This window comes from Desulfitobacterium elongatum (genome assembly GCF_055378975.1).
In genome coordinates, this window is the sequence record NZ_AP038772.1 from 2,111,314 (window position 1) to 2,135,200 (window position 23,887).

Below are 23,887 nucleotides of genomic sequence, written 5' to 3' on the forward strand. Positions count from 1 at the left end.
GGATTTGGTTTGGAAATATTTGCAAGCGTTTTGGAGCTGGCAAAAAGGTACGAGCCAGAGATGAGTCGATTTTTACGCGATCTTATCTCTATTCCTAGTGAGAGCTGTAATGAGGAGAAAATGGTCTTGCGGATTAAAGAAGAGATGGAAAAAGTAGGCTTTGATAAGGTTGTTATTGATCCAATGGGAAATATTTTAGGCACTATAGGGCAGGGCAAACATATCATTGCAATGGACGCGCATATAGATACCGTAGGAGTCGGGGACCCTGCCTTGTGGCAATATGACCCCTATCAAGGGTTTGAAGACGAGGAAATTATTATTGGACGGGGCGGAAGTGATCAAGAAGGCGGTATGGCTTCAATGGTCTATGCCGGGAAAATAATAAAGGACTTAGGGTTAGAAGAGGACTATACCTTGATTGTTATTGGCTCGGTACAGGAAGAAGACTGTGATGGACTGTGCTGGCAATACATAATTAACGAGGATAAGCTGAAGCCCGAGTTCGTGGTGATTACGGAGCCAACGGATGGAAAGATTTATCGGGGGCATCGTGGGCGTATGGAGATAAAGGTTATAACAAAGGGAGTAAGTTGCCACGGATCGGCCCCCGAACGTGGGGATAATGCGATTTATAAGATGGCTCCCATCCTTCTAGACCTCCGAGCATTACATGAGAACCTGACGTATCATCCGTTTCTTGGAAAAGGAAGTTTAACGGTTTCAGAGATTTTCCATACCTCACCATCCCGTTGCGCTGTAGCTGATAGCTGCTGGATTTCCATTGACCGACGTCTAACGGCTGGGGAAACTTCAGAATACGCACTGCAACAAATTAAAAATCTCCCATCAGTAAAAGCCGCAAGCGCGGAAGTCACGATGTACACATACGAACGACCATCCTACACTCATCTGATTTATCCGACCGATGCGTATTTCCCCACTTGGCTAATCGAAGAGGGGCACCCCGTATGTGATACTCTTGAAGATGCCTATAAAGGACTGTTCAATGAAGATCCAATTGTAGATAAATGGACGTTCTCGACCAACGGAGTATCTATCATGGGTCGTTACGGAATTCCCTGCATCGGCTTCGGTCCTGGCCATGAAGATCAAGCTCACGCTCCAAATGAGAGAACCTGGAAAAGGGAGCTTGTTCATGCCGCAGCGATGTATGCTGTCATTCCGAGCATCTATGTGAAGAAGTATGCGGATAACATGCCAGATGCGACGGAGAATTTACTGCGAGTCGATTTTTAAAGGAGGAACAGTTACATGCAATCCATTTTTCGTGGTCGCCACTTTATCAACCTAGAGGACTTCACCAAGGAAGAAGTCGACACCATGCTCGAGGTTTCATTAGATCTGAAGAAGAAGTTTGCCATGGGAGTTCCGACGCCCTATCTAAAATATCAAACTATGTTTTTAATGTTCTTCGAACAATCCACCCGTACCCGCAATTCTATGGAAGCTGGAATCGCTCAGTTAGGTGGGCATGCTAATTTCCTTGATGCAAGCAATATGCAAGTCGCTCATGGGGAAACACCGAAGGATACAGCGGTTATCCTATCCCGTTTTGGTCATGCTATTGCAGCTCGGTATTGTAACTGGGGCATTGGTAACAAGTACCTCAATGAAATGGCTAAATGGTCTACTGCACCAATTATGAATTTACAATGTGATCTATACCATCCCTTCCAAGCACTTGCAGACCTTATGACGATGAAGGAGAAAATTGGAGATTTGAAACGTGTAAAGGTCTCCATCATTTGGGCTTATGCCGAAAGCCACAAAAAGCCGATTTCAGTCCCTGTATCACAGATCTTGCTTTTCCCACGTTATGGAATGGATGTCGTGTTAGCTCATCCAAAAGGTTGGGAACTCCCTGACTGGGTCATTGAGCAGGCTAAGGACAATGCTGCTCGATATGGTGGTACTGTAACCGTAACCCATAACGAAGAAGAGGCCTATGAGGGAGCACAGATTGTTATCCCGAAAAACTGGGGTAGCTGGGTTAACGACCAAACAGGCGCTACTACCGTCGGAGCGAGTGTCGTCGTAGACGATAAGCTTACGGCCCAAAAGTCTTGGAAGTGTACGGAAGCCAAAATGGCCCTTGCGGATAAGAATGTAATGTATATGCATGCTTTACCAGCTGATCGAAATAATGAGGTTGAAGATTCTGTGATTGATGGCCCTCACTCTATTGTCTATGATGAGGCAGAGAATCGGCTTCATACAGCTAAAGCAGTAATGACACTTTTGATGGGTGGAAGGTAATCATGAGTAAGCTAGCTGTGGTAGCGATTGGCGGAAATTCTCTTATTCGAGATGAAGATCATCAAAGCGTAGAGGATCAATATTTGGCAATTTGTGAAACAGCTAAACATATAGCTGAAATGATCGAACTTGGATTCGAAGTTATTGTTACTCATGGGAATGGCCCTCAAATTGGCTTTATCCTTAGAAGAGCAGAGATTGCTACAGATGTCGCTCAAATGCACCGCGTACCCTTGGTAAGCTGCGGGGCGGATACTCAAGGGGCAATTGGGTATCAGATACAGCAAGCTTTGGACAATGAATATAAGAAACGGGGGATAGCTAAGAAAGCAGTGACTGTCGTCACTCAAGTGGTCGTCGAAACGGAGGACCCAGCTTTTGCTAACCCAACAAAGCCAATTGGTTCCTTTTATACAAAAGATCAGGCAGAGGCACTTCAAAGAGTGAACCGAGACTGGGTGATGGTGAGCGATGCAGGTCGAGGTTATCGTCGGGTTGTACCTTCCCCTCTTCCAAAGGAGATTGTCGAAAAGGAAATCATTCTTAATCTCGTTCGAGAAGGGTACTCTGTCATCGGTGTTGGTGGAGGAGGAATTCCTGTCCTTCGCGACCCCGATGGATTCTTAAAGGGCATCGATGCTGTTATTGACAAGGATTTTGCCTCCAGCTTATTAGCCTCAGAGATCAATGCTGATATGTTAATCATTTCCACAGGTGTAGCAAAGGTTTACCTCAATTATGGTAAGCCAGAGGAAAAAGCTTTGGATCATCTCGCCTTGTCTGAGCTGAAACAGTACGTGAAGGAAAACCATTTTGCTCCAGGAAGTATGTTGCCAAAAATCGAGGCCGTCATTAACTTCTTGGAAAAGGGTGGTAAAGAGGCGATTATTACTAACCCTGAGTCTTTGAAAGAGGCAGTACTAGGAACGACGGGTACACATATCTATCCCTTGTAAATAGCCTTGAGATATTCTCCAAAAAATTATTGACTAGGAGAGAACCTTATGGGAATTCTTCTAAAGGGTGGCACAATCATTACAGCCACTGACACTTATTCAGCAGACCTACGCATTGATGACGACAAAATTGTGTCTATTGGCAAGGATATTCACAAGGTTGAAGATGAAGTCTTTAATGTGGAGGGCTGCTTATTGTTTCCTGGAGGGATTGATCCACATACTCACTTTGACTTACCTGTCGGAAATACGATAACTGCGGATGATTTCTCTACAGGTACAAAGGCGGCAATTCTCGGTGGAACAACGACGATTATAGATTATGCAACGCAATTCAAAGGGGAAACCCTAACGGAAGCATTGGGAAATTGGCATAGAAAAGCAGAGAGTCGCTGCTATTCAGATTATGCCTTTCATATGGCGATTACCGATTGGAATGAAGAAGTCGCAAAGGAGATGCTTCAACTGGTTCAAGCCGGGGTCTCTTCCTTTAAATTCTATATGGCTTATAAAGGGACCTTACAAGTTAATGATGAGATTTTACTCGAAGCTTTTCGTCATAGTAAGAAGGCACATGCGATAATTTGCCTTCATTGTGAAAATGGGGACATTATTAATCATTTAATTATAGAATCAAGGTTATCCGGAAAGAAATCACCTTATTATCATGCTTTGACACGGCCAGCACTTGCTGAGAGGGAGGCAACCTCACGCGCATTGGCCCTTGCTGAAGTGTCCGATGCTCCCGTTTACATCGTTCATCTAACCTGTGAAGACGCTTTGCAGGAGGTTGTAAAGGGAAGAGCGCGGGGAGTAAAAGCATACGCAGAGACCTGTCCTCAATACTTACTGCTCGATGATTCACTTTATAGCGAGAATATAGGCTTTTGTGCGGCTCAATATGTGATTTCCCCGCCCCTCCGAAAGCAGGAGGATCAAGAGGCCATGTGGATGGGTTTGCGATCTGGACTCATCAACACGATCGCGACTGATCATTGTTCTTTTAATTATAGGGATCAAAAAGAGTTTGGAAAAGACGATTTTAGTAAAATCCCTAATGGGATGCCAGGCGTTGAGAATCGTATGGGTCTGCTTTATACCTATGGGGTTGCCGTTGGCAAAATAAATTTGAACCAGTTCGTCGATTTAACCTCCACGAAAGCTTCAAAAATCTTTGGGCTCTACCCACAGAAGGGAACGATTGCGGTGGGGAGTGATGCAGATATTGTAGTTTGGAATTCGGAAGCAAGATCCATTATAACTGCAAAAAATCAGGTTCAGAATGTCGATTACTCCCCCTTCGAAGGTTTTGAGCAGATCGGAAAAGTGGATCATGTTTTTTTACGAGGGCGTCACGTTGTTGAGAATGGAAAATTAAAGAACATTGAACCCATTGGAAGCTATATTACCCGTAAGCCATACTTCCCATAACCATATCGTGTGTGAAGGGGTGGTGAATATGTTCCTTCTGGAAGTTAACAGCCAAATGTATTCGACGAGTCAGGATATGAACTTATTGGATTTTTTACGTGATGTTGCCCACATAACCTCGCTCAAGAATGGGTGTGGCGAGGGAGCCTGTGGGGCTTGCATGATTTTAGTCGACGGTAAAGCAATGCGCGCATGCTTATTCACGGTCGCCAAAGTGAGTGGTAAGATTCTAATGACCGTAGAAGGATTGTCGGCACGAGAAAAAGAGGCGTATTCCAAGGCGTTTGCTGAAGCGGGTGCTGTTCAGTGTGGGTTCTGTATCCCGGGGATGATTATCAGTGCTAAAGCGCTAATTGATAAAAAGCCAAATCCGACAGTAAAGGATATTAAAGAAGCGATTCGTGGAAATATCTGTAGGTGTACAGGTTATGTAAAAATTGAACAGGGAATCCTCTTGGCGGCCAAGGCTCTAAGGGGAGAGATTGAACCAGAGTCAGCAGTTAAGAAGGGCTCTGGAGGTTCTGGTGTAGGAGCAAGTGTGGTAAGGATTGATGCAGTAGAAAAAACATTGGGTCAAGCTCAATTTGTAGATGATCTCTATACGGAGAATATGCTCTATGGGGCTGTAGTTAGGACAAAGTATCCACGAGCACGGGTTCGATCGATTGATAAGACCGAAGCCATAAACCATCCAGGGGTTGAAGCAGTGATGACTGCAGAGGACATCCCAGGGGAGCGCTATTGGGGACATATTTTCCATGATTGGCCCACTTTAGTTGCGGTTGGCGAAGAGACTCGCTATATCGGAGATGCGATCGCACTTGTTGCTGCGCGATCGAAAAAGGAAGCACGAGCGGCGGCCGAACTCATCAAAGTGGATTATGAAAAATTAGAACCACTTGTTAGCCCAGGCTCAGCTCTTTTAGATGAAGCTCCAAAGATCCATCCAAAGGGAAACTTGCTCAGTACGACTCAGATTCAACGCGGCAACGCAGCCGAGGCCTTATCCCGATCAGCTTATATTGTGACTCAACGCTACATAACCCCGCCGACAGAACACGCCTTCATGGAGCCAGAAAGTGCATTAGCAATCCCACAGACTGATGGCGGAATTTTGGTTCATGTATCAAGTCAGAGTGTCTATGATGATATGCATGGGATTGCAGCAATCCTTAAGCTGCCTCAAGAAAAGGTTCGAGTGGTGAGTAAAAATGTAGGAGGTGGCTTCGGGGGGAAGGAAGATCTCACGGTCCAACACCACGCTTCACTACTCGCTATGAAAACAAATAAACCTGTTAAACTTACCTTCACACGTCAAGAAAGCCTACTCGTTCACCCTAAACGTCATGCTATGGAACTCGAAGTGACCACGGGCTGTGATAGTAAAGGCAATCTAACTGGGATGATGGCTAAGATTGTTGCAGACACGGGGGCGTATGCTTCTCTAGGTTCAGCTGTTTTACAGCGGGCCTGTACTCATGTAGGTGGACCGTATGTTGTTCCCAATGTCGATATCACTGGGCTTTGTGTGTATACCAATAACCCACCTGCAGGAGCGTACCGGGGTTTTGGAGTACCACAAGCAGGGTTTGCCTGCGAGACCAATATGGACCTCTTAGCAGAGAAGGTCGGAATTTCCCCTTGGGAGATCCGTTATCGGAACGCTTTAGAGCCGGGTTTGGTGAATGCAACAGGTCAGATTGCTGATGAGGGTACAGCAATTAAGGAGACCTTGCTTGCTGTTCGTGAAGTATATGAATCTCATCCGTATACTGGCATCGCCTGTGCTATGAAAAATACAGGGATTGGGGTTGGACTTCCCGATATTTCGCGGGTCAGGATTAAGGTGGAAGCAAGGAATCTTGATCATGTAAAATCTGTAGATGATAAGACAAAGAATAGAAACATATACAAAGCTGTTGTGTATACGAGTGCTCAATGTATCGGGCAGGGACTATCAACCATTATTATTCAAATAGTGAATGAAGCTACAGGGCTTCCCCCAGAAATGATAGAAGTGGCGCCTCCTGATACGTTTCTAACTCCTAATGCCGGAACAACAACGGCCTCACGCCAAACGATGTTTACAGGAGAAGCCACTCGTCAAGCTGCCCTAAAACTGCGAAAAGCCTTGCAGCACAAAACTTTGGAAGAACTTGAAGGTTCGGAATATTATGAAGAATACTTCGGAAGAACCGACCCCATCGATTCCGATAAAGAACATCCTATGAACCACGTTGCATATTCCTTTGCTACCCATGTCGTGCTTCTCGATAAAGAGGGGAAGGTTCAGAAGGTAGTAGCCGCGCATGATGTCGGGCGTGCGATTAACCCCAAAGCTTTAGAAGGTCAGATTGAGGGCGGAGTGGTTATGGGCCTTGGATTTGCCTTGAAAGAAGATTTTCCGTTGGAGAGTGGTGTGCCCACAGCAAGATATAGGACTCTAGGTCTTCTTCGCTCGACGGATGTACCAGAAATCGAGGTTATTGTTATTGAAAAGAACCCCTCCTTGCTTGGCTACGGTGCAAAAGGGGTAGGAGAGATTTCCTCGATACCGATTACGGCTGCGGTGGCATCCGCCTATTATCGGTATGATGGTAAGGTAAGGGTGCAGTTACCGCTTAGAGAAACTCCTTACCGAAAGTGAGCAACGGAAAAGATTCTGGAATACGGACAAATTGAACATAATAAAATGTAATAATAATAAAAACAAATGCTAACGGAAATAATTTAGAAGCAACCGGTATTTGTTCCTATGTGCAAACTTTCTGTTCATGGGTAACAATAGGGTTGCTTTGTCTTTTGAAGAGGGGGAAATAGAGTATGTTTATTCTTTTTAAAAACGCAAGGATTGTCACCATGAATGCGCAACGGGACGTGTTATATGGCGATTTACTGGTAGAGGATTCGCGAATCAGTGCAATTAGAGGAGTAATCGATTACCCGGCAGACAAGGTGATTGACCTGAGTGGAGATGTTATCATCCCTGGATTGATACAAACTCATATTCATCTTTGTCAAACGTTGTTTCGGGGACAGGCCGATGACCTTGAACTTCTGGATTGGCTTAGACTTAGAATCTGGCCCTTAGAGGGTGGACATGATCCGGAATCAATTTTTGATTCCGCTCTCTTGGGAATTGGAGAGCTATTTCTAGGGGGGACCACGACGATAGTTGACATGGAAACTGTGCATCATACGCAGCATGCCTTTCAGGCTATTCTAACCAGTGGGATTCGTGCAATCTCCGGAAAAGTGATGATGGATGATCCGAATGATGATATACCAGCGTCCCTTAGAGAATCTACGAGGGATTCACTCCAGGAAAGCCAGGATCTCTATGACAAGTATAGCGGGAAAGGGAACGGTCTATTAGAAGTTGCCTACACGCCTCGTTTTGTCATATCCTGTACTGACACTTTACTAAAAGAAGTATCAAAGTGCGCTCGTGACAATAAAGCCTTCGTACATACACACGCTTCAGAAAATCGAGGAGAAATCCAAGTCGTGGAGCAGACTCGCGGGATGCGAAATATTGTTTATCTCGATAAAGTAGGGCTTACGGGACCAAAGCTGATTTTAGCGCATTGCATTTGGCTTGATGAGTTAGAAAAAGAGCTTCTTATTCAAAGTAAAACAAGAATCGTGCATTGCCCATCTTCCAATCTCAAGCTTGCTTCGGGGATAGCTCCAATTCCTGAATTACTTTCCCGTGGTGCGGAAGTTTCACTAGGGGCGGATGGAGCACCCTGTAATAACAATCTGGATGCTTTCCAGGAAATGCGTCATGCAGCTCTGATACATAAACCGCTTCATGGGCCCAAGAGTATGCCTTCACAGAAGGTTTTCGAACTTGCAACCCTTGGTGGAGCAAGAGCCCTAGGTAAAGAAGAAGAGATAGGGAGTCTTGAGGTGGGTAAAAAAGCAGATCTAGCGGTGATTACTTTGAGTGGGCTCCATACTTGGCCAAACGAAAATAGTGACATCTATGCTCAACTGGTTTATCAAGCCCAGTCAACAGATATTCGGCACACGATGGTGAATGGAAAAATCGTAATGCAGGATCGAAAGTTACTTACAATCGATGAGCAAAACCTAAAACGTACGTCAACAAAGAGCCTACAAAGAGTGCTCAAACGGGTTGGAATTATCTAAAGAAGTAGTCTTAGTCGAAGGAAGGAACAAAAAATTCGTTCTGTTCATCTTGTATTGTACCCTCAACCGATATACGATTAGGGTCTGAAGTATGTTCCCGTATTGACCAAGATGCATGGAGGCGGACCGCATGGTTGATCACGAAGAAAAATACGATGACAAGTATTCAAATCTGACGACTAAGGAGCTAATTCCCTCCTTTTGGCTCTCGCAAATTCTATTATTCGTTCCAGGTGCTCTATTGCTATGGCTCATATTTCTACGACAGGGCTATACTCTATCTGCATTTTTCTCGCTGGATGATCCTTTAGGAATTTGGATGGGGGGAACTCTTGTCGCTATTCTTGGGGTTGGACTGCAATGGGGAGCGTGGAAGGTTTTCTCACTCAATGCTTTCGATGATGGGGGAATAAATCGTCTCCTTCTAACGTTACCCATGCGAACCTTGATACCCATGTTTTTATTCGGGGCTTTTTCTGAAGAACTTCTTGTCCGAGGAGTAATGCAGACAGTAACTGTATCACTTATCGGTTCAATAAGCGGAGTTTTATTGACGAGTTTCATTTTCACTGGGATGCATATTAGGTATTTGAAAAAACCGATTCTGATGAGTGGAGTTTTCTTGATTAGCCTTGTCCTAGGCTCACTTTATGTTTTAACAGGAACACTATGGGCATCCGTCTGGGCACATTTTATATTTAATACCGGTTCAACATTATTAGCCAAGCAATTCTACCTTCCTCTCATTCAGGCAGGGTTTCAGGATCAATAGAATATAATTACCACAAAACACTATGTGGCTAAGATGGATTTGAAATTATTTCCTCTATAAGTTTTCTAGGTGAATTCGCTATAATAAAAAGAAAGAGTAAATTCATCTAGAAAAAATGTTAGGGGAGAATATATGTTTAGCTGGTTTATGCTACCCGGTATGTTCCTAGCCATCGGCGTGTCCGGAGTCGTTTGGTGGGGTTTAAAGGAATTCTCCCAGATTGAAGCCTCCAAAGCAGATGGGATTGCAGTTGTAAGTGGACTATCCATTGCTTTTCTCATGTCAATAATTAGCCGTGGACTTTTAAAAGATCCGATTCAAGTCGGAATTGCCATTTTCATGCTTCCGTTGAGTTATGGTTTAGTTCAATTTGAGCAAAAACGAAAAGATTCACGCCCTGATAATAATCAAACCTCACATTTATAGGCAGGTAAAAAGAAAGAGTAAGAAGGCTATCTTCTTACTCTTTCGCGTTGAAAAGTAGGGTTTTTGGAAATTCAGGTGGAATACATAGTTAAGTCAAGCTACCATTGGGAAGAAAGGTTGCACAATCGGTCATTTCAGTGGTCTTAGCATTGGGAGATTGGACTTCAATCTCTTGAGCGAAGCAGTGGTCGTGACCCCAATAATGACATGAATTAACAACACATTTTATTCCTTGAATATGGGAATCGATTTTGTCCACGCGTCCAGGCATAGTAGTGCCCTCCTTATTCTTTCTTTTTTTGAAATAGGTTTAATTGAATGGGTTCCTGAATCTAATCTATAATGTTCCTCATATTAAGCAGTTTTATGAGTTGAATTTTTGTAAAGTTATTCAGATGTACAATTTATAGAAGTAGGATATAATTATTCTCAATCATTAAATTATCAGAAGTTAAGAGTAGAGTACATTGAAAGAGCTCAAGTGAGGGTGAAAATGTGGGTAAGACGTTAATCATTGCCGAGAAACCTTCTCAAGCTAGAGAATATGCAAAGACTTTGGGAGTAAGGGGCAAAGGCGAAGGATATTTTGAAAATGAGGAATATATCATTTCTTGGTGTATAGGGCACCTTTTTGAATTAGACCGACCTGAAACCTACATGGACCTAAACAAAGTAGGGAAGAGGTGGGGAGTTCATCGGTTACCGATATTACCTCAAATGGGAGAATTCAGGCACACTTTGAAAGCAAACACAAGTAAGCAATATCACGTCGTTGCACGTCTCCTCAAAGCTAAGGAAGTTGACCAGGTAATTTGTGGAACTGACGCAGACCGCGAGGGACAACTGCTTTTTCAAGAAGTATGGGATGAAGTTGAATGTAAGAAGCCGCTTTTTCGTCTTTGGATTTCGTCTTTGACTCAAGAAGCGATTCTGGAGGGAATGGCGAAGTTACGCCCGTTTCATGAGGTAGAAGGGTTAGCACAGGCAGGCTACGGACGTTCGTATGCGGATTGGGATTTTGGAATGAATCTAACTGAGGGATTTACAGCACTTTTCGGAAGTTTCGATCCAGTAAGGAAAAAGCCGAATGTCATTTCAATGGGTCGAGTTCAGACTCCTACTTTGGCTTTGGTTGTGGAGAGAGAATGGGCAATCCGGAACTTCATTCCGGTTCAGTATGTAGAACTTGAAGCCGAGTTCGAAGCTGCACAGGGGATCTATAAAGGAAAATGGTTCGATCCTGCATCCAAAGGGATAAAAGGAGCGGAGGAAGCAAGAGCGCAGCATAATGTTGGCCAAGAGATAGAGACTGTGTTAGATGGAAAAATTGAAAGGAGCAAAACGGGAGAGAGGGAGATAGAGAAAAGTAAAAGCGAGAGCGAAGAAAAAAACTCGTTGGATCTAAAACGTGCCGAGGAAATCCTTGCAAAAGTTAAAGGCCAAGCGGGGATTGTTCAATCGCTTACGGAAAAAGAGGTATCAGAACCTCATCCACTCCTTTTTGATTTAACGTCTCTAACCGTGACTGCTTCCAAGCGTTTCAGCTATGGGGCTGAAAAAGTCCTCACCATTGCACAGTCCCTGTATGAAAAAAAGGCGATTACATATCCAAGAACAGATTGTAACTTTTTACCCCCGGATATTTTACCTAAGCTCCCCGCTCACCTTGCCGCACTAAAGCAAGGGCCTCATGCGCAATGGGCTCAAGAGGCCTTAGAAAGACCTCTTCCGAATGGAAAACGAGTTATAAACGAAATCACTGCTCACCATGCGATCATACCAACAACAGAGAAAATTTCTCCAGATAAGCTAACCCCTGATGAACAGAAAATTTGGGAGCTTATCGTTCTTCGTTTTCTCTGTGTTTGGTTTCCTCCTGCACGTTATAAGGAGACCGAAGTGATCACCGTAGTCACTGAGGAGTCCTTTCAAACCAAGGGAAAAATTCTACTTGATCTCGGGTGGAAAAAAGTTGAGAAAACGTCGAAGATAAAGGGTGAAACAAAGGAAACTAAAAATACGGAGAACCTGCCACTGCTGAAAAAGAATGAATCGGTAAAGACTCTTTCCTGTAAGGCGTTGCAGAAAGAAACCAAACCTCCGAAACGGTACACGCAGGGTGAACTTCTTAAAGCCATGGAAAGTGCCGGCAGAGAGATTGAAGATGAGATTCTTCGTCAACAGCTCAAAGGGAAAGGCTTGGGGACTGTAGCAACTCGTGCAGCCACTCTCGAAAATCTTCTTGATCGAGGATATCTCATTCAGGAGCAGAAAACCCTGAGTCCCACAGAAAAGGGAATTGGCCTGATTCAGTTAATCAAGGAGCGCTTGCCACAGTCGTGCTTACTTATCAGCGCAGAAATGACGGGTCAGATGGAATACGAACTCGCTCAGGTTGAGCGGGGAGAACTGCAACTTAATCAGTACATGGCTAAAGTGGAAAAGGCGATTCGGGATATCATCGAGGAGTTACGTGGATTCGAGAAATCCTTTGGGAAGCTACCGATTTCTTTGGCTCCGATGAAAAAAGGAATCTCTACTCACGTATCTAAGGATTCGAGGATGGCGAAGCAAACTGCGAAGACCACGAGGACCACGAAGACTGAGGGTGCTCACAAGCAAAAGGCAGATGAGAAGGTCGAGGAGACTAAGAACAGTAGTTCTCCGGAAACTCTAGGAACCTGTCCAGCCTGTGGTGGAGGCATTATCGAAGGAAAAAAGGGGTACGGTTGCCTAAATTGGCGGCAAGGGTGCAAATTTGTTCTTTGGAAAAGCCCGATTTGTGGAAAAGTCCTCACTAAATCCCAGGTCAAAGGTCTCCTCAAGAAGGGGAGGACAGCCCTGATCAAAGGGTTCCTCTCTAAGAGTGGGAAAAGTTTTTCCGCCTACCTGGTGTGGGAGAATTCCGTTGAAGGAAAAGTTAAATTCGAATTCGAGTCAAGAGGTTAATAACCGATGTGGCGATAGTAGAATTTTTATCCTACAAGCTTCTAAAAATAAGTGTAAGATGACAACCACTATTATTTTTGCTAATATATACTGACTATAGTATAAGTGTATAAAAGTTAGATCAGTTTCCGAATATAGAGACGTAGTAGTAGATGAAGTAATAAAAGTAGCAGTAGGGGTGCAGGAATGAGTAGTGACAAAAACGTAATCAGCCAAGAAGAGCTAAAAAGGGGGCTCAGTGAGCGTCATATTCAAATGATTGCTCTTGGTGGAGCAATTGGAGTTGGACTTTTCTATGGTTCGGCGACAACGATAAAAATGGGTGGGCCAGCTGTCTCCTTGGCATATATTCTCGGTGGTTTTATTATCTACATCATCATGAGAGCTTTGGGGGAAATGGCGGTTGCTGAACCCATGTCAGGTTCTTTTAGTGCTTATGCCTATCGCTACATTGGTCCCTTTGCAGGTTTTTTGACAGGGTGGACCTATTGGTTCCTTTGGCTTTTCGCAGGGATGGCTGAGATTACGGTTATCGGGAGTTATATTAATTATTGGTTTCCAGGTGTCCCACATTGGGTTTCGGCTTTAGTTGCCTTATTACTGATGGTGAGTGTAAACCTCATAAATGTAAAAGCCTTTGGAGAGTTCGAATTTTGGTTTGCTTTGATTAAAGTGGTCGCCATTTTGGGCATGATAGGCGCGGGTATCCTACTTATTCTAGGGATTGGTAGCGAGCATGCTATTGGGTTATCAAATCTCTGGGCTCACGGTGGATTTATGCCTAATGGAATATCAGGTGTGGTTTTGTCCTTAGTCCTTGTGATGTTCTCATTTGGTGGGGCAGAACTGATTGGAGTGACTGCGGGAGAAGCAGAAAACCCTCAAAGTTCTATTCCGAAAGCGATTAATAATGTCATAGGGAGAATCCTTATTTTCTATGTGGCGGCTCTTCTCATAACGATGGCACTCTATCCTTGGAATGAGATTGGAACCCAGGGAAGCCCTTTCGTATTAATTTTTGATCGAATTGGGATACCTTCAGCGGCTTCAATCATTAACCTGGTCGTTATTACGGCTGCACTTTCTGCTTTTAACAGTGGACTTTTCAGCACAGGTCGAATGTTATATAACCTCTCCTTGCAAGGAAATGCCCCTAAGGTATTTTCTAAACTAAGTCAAAGTGGTGTTCCTCAAAATGGCATACTGTTTTCTTCTCTCCTGATTATGACAGCGGTGGCGCTTAACTATTTCTTGCCTGGAGAAGTATTCCTTATCACTTCGTCAATTACGACGATTGCCGTGATCATTGTCTGGACGCTCATATTAATATCTCAGCTGAAATTTCGTCAATCAAAAACTCCCGAAGAAGTCCGCAATCTAACCTTTAAGATGCCGAGTCACAAAGTCTTATCCACGATTGCGTTAATCTTTCTCGCTTTGCTTGTAGTACTCATGGGTTTCATTCCGGATATGCGAATTGCTTTATATGTTGGCCCCATATGGTTGATTATCATGTATGTCGGATACAAGTTATCACGTTGAGCGATCTAAGGAAGCTAAATAGAGCTTCCTTTTTGTATATATAGGAAACTCGAGGGAACATTTCACTGAATGAAAGTTTTTTAACAGACTAGGAAGAAACCGAGCCAATTCTGAATAAGATGAAACAGACTTACTTTTTGCCTAATGCAGAATAGAACGGAGGGTATGAGTATGGGAAGTCAATGGGATAGTATCCTTGTTGCTTTAGGTATAATCCTTTTGTTTTATTTCTCAAGGAGATACTACCTACTCGACAAACCTCAGAATAAACCTCCGTATAATCCACAATTGCCACACCCCATTAGAGCAAAAAATAAAAGTAAACAGCTTCAAGTTGTTAGAAAAAGGATCAATCATAAAGCCGCTCAGACAAAGACTTCACAGAATTCGAATCAAGTAGCCAGTCTAGTCATGCATCCCCATAGTATCGAGCGTGCTAAGAAGGAATTCTTGCAGTACGCACAACGATTTCGAGGTTCCTACGAATCTTTGTACTTAACCTGCTATGGAAAGCCCACGGGAGTATTACGTGAACAGGTCCTTCGAAATTGGGAAGAAGGAATACGTGCTACCGAGGCACAAAATTTTATCTTAGTCTGGAATACCATCGTACAAAAGCATTGTGGAAGAAACTACTATTTAAAAGGGACGCCAAGGTGGGCAAGGGATGCAAAGGTTGAGAATGAGATTCTTCAAGATTGGTTAAAGCAATTATTTATCTGGGGACTTTTGCGTGAACTTAGGGGTCAGACTCTATCACCCGAGCTTGGGGGGGAACCTAAGGGTGGTAATACAGGGCTTGAAAAAACGTGCTGGCTGTTAAATGGAGAGATTCTCGAAGAAGGACAAGAGCGTGTAAAATCATTAGGACAATGACAGGATAAGGTGCATTTTATGCATCTTTTTCTTATTATGTTGATCCGATGAAAATTAAATCTAATAGTACTTGACAGGTTCAATTTATTATTGGAAACTTAAGACACTAACATAGTTTCCTTTGAGAGGAGTGGCGATTTGAGGGAACGCATATTAAACAAATCCTATGAGTTGATTAATCGATATGGGCTACGGGGTTTCACCATGGATGATGTTTCAAGCGAGTTAGGAATGAGTAAGAAGACGATCTATAAGTATTTTGAATCGAAAAATCAACTCATTAGTGAGATTGTGGACCGAATTGTAGACGTTGAGAAACGCACGTTTAGCGAAGAAGTGGAAGAGCGCTTGACTTGGCTGGAAAAGCTGGAAGTTATGCTCACTATGTACACTCCCGAAGATATCCCAATGAAGTTGGTTGACGAGCTTTATCGTTACTATCCCGAAGAGAAGGTGAAAATTGAAGAACTTGCCGAATTCCGGCAGGGGATCCTTTTTCCTCTTATTGAACAGGGGCAGAAACTTGGTGAAATTCGCGTAGATCTAAATCCTGCAATTATCATACTAGTTATTCATAATATTTTCATGACGCCTGCTGATCCCAAAATACTTGATAACCAAGATATTACTGTAAAGCAGCTTCTCGAACAAATGAAGAAACTCTTCTTTCATGGAATTCTCGAAAGTCGGGAGGACAACTAATATGACGAAAAAGACGATTTTCCTCATCTTTAATCTTCTACTTATGGTCCTCATGAGCTCAGGATGTGCTAAACAAACCGTTGTTGAAACTCCGCTCGAAAAAGAAAAACTTGTTAAGGTTCAACCCGTAAAAGAAGACACGTTGTCGGTGCGGCTTAGCTATACTGGAATGACTTCCTCAGGGGAGATTAAGAAGTATAGCTTCAAAATCCCTGGCAAATTGTCAGTAGTAAGCATTGCAAAAGGGAGCCCTGTTCATACTGGACAAAAATTAGCCTCAGTCTCTACGACAGAACTTGAGTTAAGCGCACAAGCTTCACAGTTGACAGTTGAAAAAGCAGAGAAAGCCTATATAGAATCACTGGACTCTTATTCCAAGCTCGAAAAGCTCTTCCAGGCTGGCGCACTCGCCGAAGCGGATCTAAAAAAGGTAAAACTTGATCTCGATGTGAAAGAAGCCTCACTGAATCAAGCGAAAATCGAACTGCAATCCAAGCAAATTCAGTTAAATGATGCCGATCTATACTCTGATATGGATGGATACGTCGTAGAGGTGCTCTCTAAAGAAGGAGAAATAATTGCAGCTGGTTATCCTGTCATTGTGATTAGAACAGCTGAACAGAAGGTGAGCGTGGGTCTCTCACAAAATGACGTGAATAAGATAGAAGTTGGAACAGTTGCCTTAGTCAAGGTGGATGGTTTAGAGGCAAAAGGAGTGGTGACACGAGTCGATGTTATTCCTGACGCACAAAGCCGAACCTATAACACAGAAATCCTCCTGAACAACCCATTTTCCCCAAAAAGATTTTATCTAGGGGCAACTGCGCAGGTCGAATTTGAAATGGGTGTGGCTAAGGGGATATGGGTTCCTTTGGCTAGCGTTTTGAATGATGGTGAGGACTTCATTTTCGTGGTGAAAGATAATCGTGCCGTTAAGAAAAACATCAAACTTCTTGACGTCCAAGGTTTTAATGTGCGTGTCGATGGTTTGGCACCAGGGGATGAGCTCGTCACTATGGGGATGAAAGCTTTAAAAGAAGGGACAAAAGTAGAAATTCAGAGTGAGGGTGGGTCTAAATGAGTGAAAAAAAAGGAATAATCTTCACTCTCATTAGAAACTGGCGTTTCACTCTTTTCTTTACGTTAATAGCAATCATCCTTGGAATTTACAGCTACTATATGGTGCCAAAGCAGGAGAGTCCGGATGTGTCCGCGCCTTTTGCAATAATTAAAACCATCTACCCAGGAGCTTCCCCAGAGGATGTCGAGAAACTAGTTACCCGAGTCATTGAAGAAAAGGTTCTAGAGGTGCCCGGATATAAAGCATCTCAATCTTTCTCAAAAAATAGCATTTCAGTTGTCGTCTTGGAACTTAATAATGAAGTTGATGTGGATAAATCATGGAATGAGCTGCGACGCACACTTGAAGATGCTCAAGATGAGATACCTTCTGAGTGCTTGAAGATTGATGCCGATACGAAACTCTCAGAGACTGCAGGGATGATCATTAGTTTATCGGGAGAAGAATATTCGTATGAACAACTCACGGTCTTTGCTGATGAGTTCAAAAAGGAACTCTCAAAGATTCAAGGAATCTCTCGATTTACTGTGGATGGAGTGCAAAACAAAGTCGCCAAGGTAGAGGTGCATGTCGCTGAGCTGAATAAATATTCACTGTCCCTCGATGATCTTGTAAAGCTCTTACAGGCTCAGAATTTGCAAATTCCATCAGGTTCCTTAAGTGATGGGAGTGTAAAAATCAATGTAAGCACACCCGGGATCTTTACCTCCTTAACGGATATCGAAAATTCGGTAATTGATGTTTCTCGTACCTCTGGTGCTATTGTTCGGTTGAAAGATGTGGCAGAAGTAAAGTGGGATCTTGAAGAATCTAATTATCAATTAAAACAAAATGGCAAGAATGCCATCCTCTTGAGTGGATATTTTACAGAGAATAAAAATATCGTCCTCATTGGGAAAGAGGTTCGATCGCAACTGGATCAATTAAAAAGCCAAATGCCTCCTGAACTTACTGTAGAGGAAGTTGTCTATCAGCCAACCGATGTTGAGAATAGCGTGGCTGACTTTTTCAAAAACCTATTGGAGGGAATTGGGCTCGTACTTATTGTTGTATTTCTTGGTATGGGCTTAAAAAATGCGCTCGTTGCCTCTACCGCGGTTCCGCTTTCCATCGGGATTACATTTATTGTCATGTATCTTGCTGGAATTGAACTGCATGAAATCTCGATTGCGGCCCTCATTATTGCTCTAGGAATTCTCGTCGATGATGCAATCGTAATTATTGATGCAATTCAAGTTTTTATCGATCAAGGGTACGAAAAGATGGAGGCCTGTGTTCGAGGCATGAAGCAGGCGATACTTCCTGTGTTTTCAGCCACGCTCACAATCGTGGCAGCCTTTTCTCCCATGCTTTTCGTTCCTGGGCCTGCGGGTCAATTTCTTAAGTCTTTACCGGCTACAGTTATGATCTCGGTGGGAGCGTCTTTTATTGTCGCGATAACAGTAACCCCGGTGCTTGCTTATTTATTCTTTGATAAGCTAAAAGAAGGGGGAGAAAAGAGAACCTTAATTCGTCGGTTCTATGATGTATTTTTGCGATTTGGAATGAAATATAAGAAACAGACGGTTCTCATCTCAATCCTTTTAGTTGCCCTATCTGTCTATGCGGGATCACGTCTCCAGATTGAGTTTTTCCCGAAAGCAGATAAGAGCATGTTTTACATTAACCTTTATTCTGAGAGTGCTGCAGATATCTCGGCCACAGCGAAATTAGCTAAACAAGCGGAGCAGATTATTAGCGAGCAAAAGGAAATCTTGAGTTATACAACTTCTGTGGGCGGGGGGGTGCCCAAATTCTATATCACCTTGCCCAAGGCGACACCTTCCCAGGATTTTGCTCAGATCATGCTTCGGGTGGATCTGAAGAAAGGGAGTTTCAAGAATAATGAGCAATTGGCTGTCTTTCTTCAGGAACAATTCGATCATCAGCTAATCGGAGGGGAAGCCAATGTACTTCTTCTGGAAAAGGCCATGCCAGGGGCTCCACTCGAAATAAGAGTGAGCGGTGGGGATCCCACAGATGTCTACAGAACGGTTGAAGTTATCCGACAGGAGTTAGAGGGGATACCGGGAACCTTAAAAGTCGAGGATGACAATGATGCCAATGAATATGAGTTTATTGTCGATGTCGATTCAGATAAAGCCACTGGAATCGGGATAACCAAATATGATATCCAACGTCAAATCAATATCGCACTCAAAGGAGCCGAAGCTTCAGTCTTCAGAAAAGCGGGTAATGAATACTCGATTGTTGTTCAAAGCGATATTCAAACTAAAGAAGAACTCGAAAACTTGGCGATAAAGTCCTCCATTGCTGGAAACAAAGTGCTTCTTAAGCAAATCGCACAGATTCATCTTCAATCGAATGTTCCAACAATAAAGAAGTATGATGGAATACGTGCAGTCACGGTTTCGAGTAAAGTCAAACCGGGGTATAGTGCGGTAGCCATCGAACAGAGCTTAAAAGAGAAATTAGTCAACTCAGGCTCTGATTTCTCAACGGTTAAGCTCGATTATGAAGGCGAGGCAAAGGATATCAAAGACAACTTTGGCAGCCTCGGAACGACAGCTATTTTTGCTCTGTTCCTAATCTACATTATCCTCCTGCTGCAATTTAAATCCTTCTTGCAACCTGGGATTATCTTTATAACTATTCCTTTGTCAATAATCGGTGTTGTAGTAGGTTTGAGTCTCTTCCGACAGCCTTTATCCTTCACGGCCCTGGTTGGGGTAGTGAGTTTAATGGGCCTCGTAATTCGTAATGCCATTTTGCTTATTGAGTTTATTAACCACGCACGTCTCGAGGGCATGACGATTGAAGAAGCCTGCTACTATGCAGTGAATCGACGGTATCGCCCCATTATCCTGAGCGCAGTTACGACGGTGATCGGACTCGTTCCTTTAGCTATCTCGGGAAGTGATCTATTCATGCCCCTTTCTGTAGCGCTCATGAGTGGGCTCTTAGTGTCAACCCTTTTTACCCTCGTCGTCGTTCCTGTTGTCTACAGTATTTTAGTCCGTGATGGTAAAGGGTTACCCGTAAATGTGAACCCACCCTTTTCGACGTAAACTAAAACTGATGTTCATGCTATACTTCTTAATCTGTTCGTTAAAAGAATCAAGTTAATCCTGACTTTTAAATTATGGATGACTTAATATTTTCTCTAACATTTCTGAATAAATATTCCGTCTTATTGTTGATTTTATGAAGCAAGACTATAAAACCGTGTTCTGGCGCGATTTTATGGTCTTGTCTTTTTGCTTATAAGAATTGGCATAAAACTTGCAATTATTTGTGAAAAGCGGACATGGGGGGTAGTAAAAACTTATTTAAAAAGTTGGAGGGAATTAGAAAATGTACGAAAAAATTGAGATTGAGCCGTCAATATCTTTGGAACACATTGGAAAAATTTACGACATGGTTAGTTCGATCCCCTATTTTCAAGCGAAGAAATCACGGATTAGTCAAATTGATGTGCTACCAGGCGGCCTAACAAACAGTAACTACAAAGTGACTATTGATGAAGTTACCTATGCGCTGCGCTTAGCAGGTGAAGGCACGATAGAGTATCTGAATCGTCCCGCTGAAAAACACAATGCTCAAATTATGTCTGATATCTTGGTCAATGCCCCAATCATCTATTATGATGATAAGACAGGAAATCAAGTATGTAAGTATATCGACGATTCCCTTACCCTACACCCTGAGCATTTTAATGAGGACCATTATCTCCAACTTGCCGCAAAAGTGTTTAGTAAATACCATACCTGTGGGAAGGAGTTCCTCTCAGAATTTAACCCTCTTCGTGAGACGCGAATGTATCGAAACCTCTTAACTCAGAAAAATTATGGCTTTTATGAAGGATCCGAATTGATGAGTCAAAAACTGGATGAGATTGAAACACTCCTGGAGAAATATCCAGCCCAATTAGCCCCCTGCCATAATGATCCCTTATGTGAGAATTGGCTAGATGACCAAAAGAACTTTTACCTTATCGACTGGGAATATGGTGGCATGAATGATCCAATGTTTGATCTCGGCGCGTTATCCATCGAAGCGGATTTAAATGACGAGCAGGAACGATATCTACTTCGTGAGTATTTCGGTGGAGAGCTTACCGAAAGACAGTGGGGCTCGCTGATTATTAATAAATTCCTTTGTGATGCACTCTGGTCCTATTGGGCTGTTCTACAAATTGCCACAGGTAAATCCCATGAGGAATACTGGCCCTATGGGCAGAATCGATATAACCGAGCCTATAAACTAATCCATGAAGGAACCCTTGATCGAGCATTACAAGCTTATAACCAATAAGGGACTTGCTCGGATAAAAAATTGAACGTAATTAGCTTATGAGTGTATGATGCAAAGTAATTGAGGGATATCTGGACCAATGTAAAATAGAAAAGGCCAGGCGCAATGCCAGGCCAAATTACTCAGGAACGTTTTTTATGGTGTTCGAGCTCCTCAATCTCATGCAAAATACGGATTAGTAACATAATAATCACAAACAACTGTAAGGCTAAGATTGGCAAAATCCACAGCATATTGTTCACCACCTTCGTTAGTTACGTTACTCTCAAATTTAAAGGGCGAAGACTAGTACAGTATATTCAGCATGTCCGTGAATGTTCATCGGAGGAGTATGTCCATATGATGTGGAGTAATCGAGGTGCGAGGTTAGATTAAACTGTGATTAAATCCAAGCAAAGTACAAAGAGCAAATACTTAAAAATGAGATAAGCAAGAAAAGAGCCGAAAGGCTCTTTTGAGGTACCGAGGATGGATTGAAGCCAAAAGCGGATGAGCTCCAAGAACGCAAAGATACTGACCCAGGATAAATTATAAGTAGATTGCCCTCTCTCGCCTTAGTGCGGGAGAGGGTTATTCTATTTGAATCATCTTTTTCTTACATAAATTTCGATTTTAATTTGAAGAAACTTTCATGTTACCCCGAATAAAAATCACAAATTGCGTATAGCTAAGTGGATTGTATTGTTAACATTGAAAGGGTGTCTGAGTTACATGAAATGTCAGGTTGAAGATTTATGCAAAGATATTGTTGAAGTTCATCAGGATCTTATCAAATTAGGCAAGTGCAAACCGCCTACGGATCCAGAGGTAGCTGAACTGCGCCAACTTTTTGATAGATTGCTCAAAGAATATCTACGAATAGCGAAGCAATAGTATCCCTATAGTATTCTATATGAGATTTCCTTCTTATTCCGGAGCCTAGGCTTCGGCCTTTTTGTATTATTTACAAGGCTACATACACAATGGTAGTGTGGTTAGAATAGCATCATCCTTAATTGGAACACTATATCTTAACGATAAACTTAAGGAGGAAATTCCGTGAGATTTGATAAACCTTTAGTAGCCTTTTTAATAGGAGCATTGGCAACAATACCGCAGGAAATCTATACATGGATATTACTTTATCTTGGGGTGGGAAGGTACTCTGTGTATCAGCTGAATAGTTTAGTAATTACAATAAATCGACCTAACGAAGTTTTAGGAATACTATCAACATTTTTGACAGGTGGAGTCATTTCAGTCATTTTATATTATTTACTTAATAGGATTGGAACTGACTATATTGTGTTAAAGAGTTTATCGGCGGGTTTGCTAAGTTGGATATTTACTGAGGCAATTTTTACTTGGCTGTTGGAAGGACCAGGACAAATTCAACATCGTCCGATAAGTGATTATTTTTTACAATCATCTGGATCAGCTGTATTCGGCTTAGTTCTCGGTTTTCTTTATAAAAAGTATTTAATTGCGGATTCTCGTATTCAGAGTTGAGCAACTCTTTATTTTTAGGCTCATCTAACAAGGTTGTGGTGTGACCCTGTTCACTTTTATTCGACAAAGCTTCCTATAGATTCGGCGGACAACCTTGTAGTACAATAGGATTCGTGAGTGCCAAAGAAAGGAAGTTTGAGTACCGTGGTATACCAAGTCGCACGATTGCGAATAGCTATTGAAGAAATGCGCAGGGAGCTGCTCAATTTAGGTAAACGCAAACCTCTTACTGATCCAGAGGTCGTAAATCTAAGCCAGAGATTAGATCGGTTACTAAACGAATATTATCGTGTAGCAATATGATTATGATGCTCCTGCCGAAAGGTAGGGTTTTTTTATGTTTAGTTTTTGATTACTGGGTGTATGAATTAATAAAAGGCTATCACCTTTTTTTATGATAGCCAGTTTTTTCAAAAGAATTTTTTAGAAGATCACACCTAAAGCGATAAGAATTAATATAGCAATTGCAATAATTCCTACACCGACGCCACTACCGATGCCGCCACATGGGACAACAGGGGGATGACAACATGCTCCACCCATTCCACCGTAACCTACTCCACCGTAACCCATTCCAAACATTAATATTTCCTCCTTTCTATTTAGAATACGATTCCCAATGCGATAAGCAGAAGAATAATTACGACAACTACAGCGATACCTGCGCCCAAACCACGTCCTGTTCCGCAAGCAGCTCCATCAATACCACCAAATGCCATTTGCATTTCCTCCTTTGTTAAGAGATAGTTCATTATATGCATGGTTTGGGATATATGGAACAATATGGAAATAAAATGACACTGTATAAAAAAGACGCCGAAGATTAACCACGGCGGCTTTGATCTTAGCCCTCACTGTAATGGTGGGCTTATTTATTTACTTTTCTCCCAAAACAGGAAAAAGCTCAACAAGGAT

General features: G+C 42.7%; 20 protein-coding genes. 18 read left to right on the forward strand and 2 right to left on the reverse strand.

From position 1 onward, the window contains the following. Nucleotides 1-60: 60 nt before the first annotated feature. The 8 genes from ACZ42W_RS10015 to ACZ42W_RS10050 all read left to right on the forward strand — a co-directional run bounded on the left by ACZ42W_RS10015 (nucleotide 61) and on the right by ACZ42W_RS10050 (nucleotide 10,020). Entirely contained in the window at nucleotides 61-1,260 is a 1,200-nt protein-coding gene (locus ACZ42W_RS10015; protein WP_464170944.1) for a YgeY family selenium metabolism-linked hydrolase, read from the forward strand. Between the two features lie 15 nt (nucleotides 1,261-1,275). Then, complete coding sequence (locus ACZ42W_RS10020; protein WP_464170427.1) at nucleotides 1,276-2,280, forward strand: ornithine carbamoyltransferase; 1,005 nt, start codon at nucleotides 1,276-1,278, stop codon at nucleotides 2,278-2,280. A 2-nt stretch (nucleotides 2,281-2,282) separates the two neighbouring features. Next, nucleotides 2,283-3,236: a carbamate kinase gene (gene arcC, locus ACZ42W_RS10025; protein WP_464170428.1), complete on the forward strand. Its 954-nt coding sequence runs from the start codon at nucleotides 2,283-2,285 to the stop codon at nucleotides 3,234-3,236. A 48-nt stretch (nucleotides 3,237-3,284) separates the two neighbouring features. Beyond that, a complete protein-coding gene (gene hydA, locus ACZ42W_RS10030; RefSeq protein ID WP_464170429.1) occupies nucleotides 3,285-4,667 on the forward strand; it encodes a dihydropyrimidinase in 1,383 nt (460 codons plus the stop codon). A 28-nt stretch (nucleotides 4,668-4,695) separates the two neighbouring features. Further along, nucleotides 4,696-7,314, forward strand: coding sequence for a selenium-dependent xanthine dehydrogenase (gene xdh / locus ACZ42W_RS10035; RefSeq protein ID WP_464170430.1), 2,619 nt, complete (start codon nucleotides 4,696-4,698; stop codon nucleotides 7,312-7,314). A gap of 176 nt (nucleotides 7,315-7,490) precedes the next feature. Then, the gene (locus ACZ42W_RS10040) at nucleotides 7,491-8,822 is read left to right on the forward strand and encodes a 5'-deoxyadenosine deaminase (protein ID WP_464170431.1); all 1,332 of its coding nucleotides are present in this window, start codon (nucleotides 7,491-7,493) and stop codon (nucleotides 8,820-8,822) included. Between the two features lie 130 nt (nucleotides 8,823-8,952). Next, nucleotides 8,953-9,594, forward strand: coding sequence for a lysostaphin resistance A-like protein (locus ACZ42W_RS10045; RefSeq protein WP_464170433.1), 642 nt, complete (start codon nucleotides 8,953-8,955; stop codon nucleotides 9,592-9,594). 132 nt (nucleotides 9,595-9,726) lie between these two features. Then, on the forward strand, nucleotides 9,727-10,020 hold the full coding sequence (locus tag ACZ42W_RS10050; protein WP_464170434.1) for a hypothetical protein: 294 nt from the start codon (nucleotides 9,727-9,729) through the stop codon (nucleotides 10,018-10,020). Nucleotides 10,021-10,108: 88 nt separating this feature from the next. Here ACZ42W_RS10050 and ACZ42W_RS10055 read toward each other — a convergent pair whose 3' ends face one another. Further along, entirely contained in the window at nucleotides 10,109-10,291 is a 183-nt protein-coding gene (locus ACZ42W_RS10055; protein ID WP_464170435.1) for a DUF1540 domain-containing protein, read from the reverse strand. A 224-nt stretch (nucleotides 10,292-10,515) separates the two neighbouring features. On the opposite strand from ACZ42W_RS10055, the gene ACZ42W_RS10060 reads away from it, so the two are divergent. The 10 genes from ACZ42W_RS10060 to ACZ42W_RS10105 all read left to right on the forward strand — a co-directional run bounded on the left by ACZ42W_RS10060 (nucleotide 10,516) and on the right by ACZ42W_RS10105 (nucleotide 23,275). Further along, nucleotides 10,516-12,969 (forward strand): type IA DNA topoisomerase, encoded by a 2,454-nt coding sequence (locus ACZ42W_RS10060; RefSeq protein ID WP_464170437.1) that lies wholly within the window; start codon nucleotides 10,516-10,518, stop codon nucleotides 12,967-12,969. Between the two features lie 186 nt (nucleotides 12,970-13,155). Beyond that, a complete protein-coding gene (locus ACZ42W_RS10065) occupies nucleotides 13,156-14,511 on the forward strand; it encodes an amino acid permease (RefSeq protein ID WP_464170438.1) in 1,356 nt (451 codons plus the stop codon). A gap of 171 nt (nucleotides 14,512-14,682) precedes the next feature. Continuing rightward, the gene (locus ACZ42W_RS10070; protein WP_464170440.1) at nucleotides 14,683-15,387 is read left to right on the forward strand and encodes a hypothetical protein; all 705 of its coding nucleotides are present in this window, start codon (nucleotides 14,683-14,685) and stop codon (nucleotides 15,385-15,387) included. Nucleotides 15,388-15,525: 138 nt separating this feature from the next. Beyond that, nucleotides 15,526-16,089 (forward strand): TetR/AcrR family transcriptional regulator, encoded by a 564-nt coding sequence (locus tag ACZ42W_RS10075; protein ID WP_464170442.1) that lies wholly within the window; start codon nucleotides 15,526-15,528, stop codon nucleotides 16,087-16,089. A gap of 1 nt (nucleotide 16,090) precedes the next feature. Then, complete coding sequence (locus ACZ42W_RS10080) at nucleotides 16,091-17,170, forward strand: efflux RND transporter periplasmic adaptor subunit (protein WP_464170443.1); 1,080 nt, start codon at nucleotides 16,091-16,093, stop codon at nucleotides 17,168-17,170. Further along, complete coding sequence (locus ACZ42W_RS10085; RefSeq protein ID WP_464170444.1) at nucleotides 17,167-20,238, forward strand: efflux RND transporter permease subunit; 3,072 nt, start codon at nucleotides 17,167-17,169, stop codon at nucleotides 20,236-20,238. Before ACZ42W_RS10080 ends, ACZ42W_RS10085 begins: the two co-directional genes overlap by 4 nt. A 286-nt stretch (nucleotides 20,239-20,524) precedes the next feature. Then, a complete protein-coding gene (locus ACZ42W_RS10090; protein ID WP_464170446.1) occupies nucleotides 20,525-21,484 on the forward strand; it encodes a phosphotransferase in 960 nt (319 codons plus the stop codon). A 711-nt stretch (nucleotides 21,485-22,195) separates the two neighbouring features. Beyond that, the gene (locus ACZ42W_RS10095) at nucleotides 22,196-22,357 is read left to right on the forward strand and encodes an aspartyl-phosphate phosphatase Spo0E family protein (RefSeq protein ID WP_464170448.1); all 162 of its coding nucleotides are present in this window, start codon (nucleotides 22,196-22,198) and stop codon (nucleotides 22,355-22,357) included. 165 nt (nucleotides 22,358-22,522) lie between these two features. Further along, a complete protein-coding gene (locus tag ACZ42W_RS10100; RefSeq protein ID WP_464170450.1) occupies nucleotides 22,523-22,972 on the forward strand; it encodes a hypothetical protein in 450 nt (149 codons plus the stop codon). Nucleotides 22,973-23,089: 117 nt separating this feature from the next. Then, nucleotides 23,090-23,275 carry a Spo0E family sporulation regulatory protein-aspartic acid phosphatase gene (locus ACZ42W_RS10105; RefSeq protein WP_464170452.1) on the forward strand — a complete coding sequence of 62 codons (186 nt, stop codon included), beginning with the start codon at nucleotides 23,090-23,092 and terminating at the stop codon, nucleotides 23,273-23,275. A 120-nt stretch (nucleotides 23,276-23,395) separates the two neighbouring features. Here the strand turns inward: ACZ42W_RS10105 and ACZ42W_RS10110 are convergent, their stop codons facing one another. Further along, nucleotides 23,396-23,554, reverse strand: a complete 159-nt coding sequence (locus ACZ42W_RS10110) for a hypothetical protein (protein ID WP_464170453.1) — start codon at nucleotides 23,552-23,554, stop codon at nucleotides 23,396-23,398. Between the last annotated feature and the right edge of the window lie 333 nt (nucleotides 23,555-23,887).

Bases quoted from the DNA above. Each gene is read 5' to 3' on its own strand.
- arcC (WP_464170428.1), top strand. From the start codon at position 2,283: ATGAGTAAGCTAGCTGTGGTAGCGATTGGCGGAAATTCTCTTATTCGA.
- ACZ42W_RS10040 (WP_464170431.1), top strand. From the start codon at position 7,491: ATGTTTATTCTTTTTAAAAACGCAAGGATTGTCACCATGAATGCGCAA.
- ACZ42W_RS10065 (WP_464170438.1), top strand. From the start codon at position 13,156: ATGAGTAGTGACAAAAACGTAATCAGCCAAGAAGAGCTAAAAAGGGGG.
- ACZ42W_RS10045 (WP_464170433.1), top strand. From the start codon at position 8,953: ATGGTTGATCACGAAGAAAAATACGATGACAAGTATTCAAATCTGACG.
- ACZ42W_RS10080 (WP_464170443.1), top strand. From the start codon at position 16,091: ATGACGAAAAAGACGATTTTCCTCATCTTTAATCTTCTACTTATGGTC.
- ACZ42W_RS10090 (WP_464170446.1), top strand. From the start codon at position 20,525: ATGTACGAAAAAATTGAGATTGAGCCGTCAATATCTTTGGAACACATT.
- ACZ42W_RS10050 (WP_464170434.1), top strand. From the start codon at position 9,727: ATGTTTAGCTGGTTTATGCTACCCGGTATGTTCCTAGCCATCGGCGTG.
- hydA (WP_464170429.1), top strand. From the start codon at position 3,285: ATGGGAATTCTTCTAAAGGGTGGCACAATCATTACAGCCACTGACACT.
- ACZ42W_RS10070 (WP_464170440.1), top strand. From the start codon at position 14,683: ATGGGAAGTCAATGGGATAGTATCCTTGTTGCTTTAGGTATAATCCTT.
- ACZ42W_RS10020 (WP_464170427.1), top strand. From the start codon at position 1,276: ATGCAATCCATTTTTCGTGGTCGCCACTTTATCAACCTAGAGGACTTC.
- ACZ42W_RS10110 (WP_464170453.1), bottom strand. From the start codon at position 23,554: ATGTTTGGAATGGGTTACGGTGGAGTAGGTTACGGTGGAATGGGTGGA.
- ACZ42W_RS10055 (WP_464170435.1), bottom strand. From the start codon at position 10,291: ATGCCTGGACGCGTGGACAAAATCGATTCCCATATTCAAGGAATAAAA.
- xdh (WP_464170430.1), top strand. From the start codon at position 4,696: ATGTTCCTTCTGGAAGTTAACAGCCAAATGTATTCGACGAGTCAGGAT.
- ACZ42W_RS10015 (WP_464170944.1), top strand. From the start codon at position 61: ATGAGTCGATTTTTACGCGATCTTATCTCTATTCCTAGTGAGAGCTGT.
- ACZ42W_RS10095 (WP_464170448.1), top strand. From the start codon at position 22,196: ATGAAATGTCAGGTTGAAGATTTATGCAAAGATATTGTTGAAGTTCAT.
- ACZ42W_RS10085 (WP_464170444.1), top strand. From the start codon at position 17,167: ATGAGTGAAAAAAAAGGAATAATCTTCACTCTCATTAGAAACTGGCGT.